The sequence below is a fragment of the Candidatus Cloacimonadota bacterium genome (assembly GCA_011372345.1).
GTDB lineage: Bacteria > Cloacimonadota > Cloacimonadia > Cloacimonadales > TCS61 > DRTC01.
The window spans coordinates 1-2,004 of the sequence record DRTC01000168.1; the positions used below are offsets into that span (position 1 = coordinate 1).

General features: G+C 32.2%; 3 protein-coding genes. All 3 read right to left on the minus strand.

The genetic code is table 11. From position 1 onward, the window contains the following. Window positions 1–141 precede the first annotated feature (141 nt). Window positions 142–453 (minus strand): thioredoxin, encoded by a 312-nt coding sequence (gene trxA, locus ENL20_03255; GenBank protein HHE37574.1) that lies wholly within the window; start codon window positions 451–453, stop codon window positions 142–144. A gap of 265 nt (window positions 454–718) precedes the next feature. Continuing rightward, the gene (locus tag ENL20_03260; GenBank protein HHE37575.1) at window positions 719–1,360 is read right to left on the minus strand and encodes a radical SAM protein; all 642 of its coding nucleotides are present in this window, start codon (window positions 1,358–1,360) and stop codon (window positions 719–721) included. A gap of 27 nt (window positions 1,361–1,387) precedes the next feature. Beyond that, on the minus strand, window positions 1,388–2,004 hold a 617-nt coding region (locus ENL20_03265), incomplete at its 5' end, for a chlorohydrolase (GenBank protein ID HHE37576.1).

Consider the following 2,004-nt stretch of genomic DNA (forward strand, 5'->3'; position numbering starts at 1 on the left):
AGTTTTTTGTTTCAATCGATTCATCAAAACAAATCGATTTTGAAAGTTATTTGAATGAACTTCAGAAGAGCGGGAAAATTATTAATTGGATAAAAAAAATAAAACTTGCCAAATTTCAAAAATTCGGCAAGTTTTGAAATACTACATTACTGCTTCAATCTTACTTTTAATAGCATCTTTCGGAATAACACCGATTGTTGTATCTTTCACTTCTCCATCTTTGAAAATAATAATGGTTGGAATACTCATTACATTATATTTTATGGCGATTTGCCGGCTCTTATCGACATTCAGTTTGGTAAAAGAAACATCCGGCATTTCTTCAGCCAATGCTTCGATGGAAGGCGTGATCAAACGGCAAGGTCCGCACCAGGGAGCCCAGAAATCAACTAAAGTTATTCCTTCTTTTATTTCTTCATCAAAATTTGCAGTACTTAATTCTTTTAAATCCATAATTACTCCTATTATTTAAGCGAAAATAAATGATATTTTATAGCGTCAATATTAAGATCACAAACAACAAATCCCAAAAGACAAATAAATTCCAGATACAAAATTAGAAACAGCAAACCTGCTTATGCTTAGAGTTGTTTTTGAATTTGCAATTTTCTTCATTGCTATTTATTTGAAATTTGTGTTTTGGGATTTGATATTTCATCTCTGTTTTTCCCTTTTTCCTATCTCTAAATATTTTTAATCAATTTACAAAGTTATGTTATTAAACGCCCTTTGTATTTCTTCCCCAAATATATTTATGCAGTTGCAGCTGCATTCTATAATTACTTTTATCAACCAATAACCATTCTGCTAATGTTTCAGGGGAAAGTTCCGATAAGACCGGAGAAAAAATATTTTTATAGTTTTGAAGATCATTTTCCCGGATAAAATCCAGAGCATATAAATAATCTTCTCTATTGCTTATAACATACTTTAATTCATCTTTTTCAGCATCGATATAATTAAGATTTTCCTTTAAAAAACTCTTTTCATAACCGCTGGAAGGACATTTTACATCCACGATTTTGATTACATCTTCAGGAACATTCTTCAAATTGATTGAACCGTTTGTTTCAAGGAGGATTTTATAATCGTTATCTTTCAGAATATGGAAAAGTTTATAGACTTCGTTTTGGAGAAGTGGTTCTCCGCCTGTTATTTCAACCAGTTTTATGGGATTGTATTTTTCGATTTTTTTTAGAATATCGTTTACTGAAAGAGTAAACTTCGTTTCGTAACTATAAACCGTGTCGCAATATTTGCATCGCAGATTACATCCGGAAAGACGAATAAAAATACAGGGGAATCCAGTGAAAGATGATTCTCCCTGGATGCTGAAAAAAATTTCAGAAAGGTTTAACATACAATGTTTACATTTAAATGTCTAATATTAAAAAGGTAAATAAGGGAATCTTTTATGATATCCGAGAATGGAATCGATCTTCTTCGTTACAGCTTCCGGGTGACCGATCACAAATTTTCCGGAATGACCGATCTTAAAAAAATAATATGAGGAAGTATCAACAGTAAAATCCTCGAAATATTCAATATCTCCAAAAATGGGAACTCCTTCATGAACAAGGAGAGCAATATCGGAAGTATCTACTAGCAGGAGATTTTCAAAAGGATCTTCCTTTTTTTTGTTCATCAGCAGCAGGTTGGTACTGCTTTCTTCCAGTTTTCCGTAAGAGGTTGGTAAATATAGAGCTTTTTGAGCATTTGTCGTGATCATCTTGAAAATTTCTTTGAGAGGAATTTCAGGATAGATTTTATGAGCTTTTCTGATTTCGGAAAACAAATTAAGGTTTCCGGACATGGTTGAATCTGTTCCTAAAATGAGGTTTACTCCAAAATCCAGACAGGTTCTTGCTTCGAGAGTTTTTCCAATTAAAAAAAGATTCGAGTTTGGACACCAGCAGATCGAGGTACCGGTTTCAGCACATTTTTTTATTTCTTTTTTTGTTAGAGCAATTCCATGAATTATTAAAGTATTTGATTGTAAAAGAC

Excerpts from the sequence above, each read along its gene's own strand:
- trxA (HHE37574.1), bottom strand. The coding sequence starts at position 453 with ATGGATTTAAAAGAATTAAGTACTGCAAATTTTGATGAAGAAATAAAA.
- ENL20_03260 (HHE37575.1), bottom strand. The coding sequence starts at position 1,360 with ATGTTAAACCTTTCTGAAATTTTTTTCAGCATCCAGGGAGAATCATCT.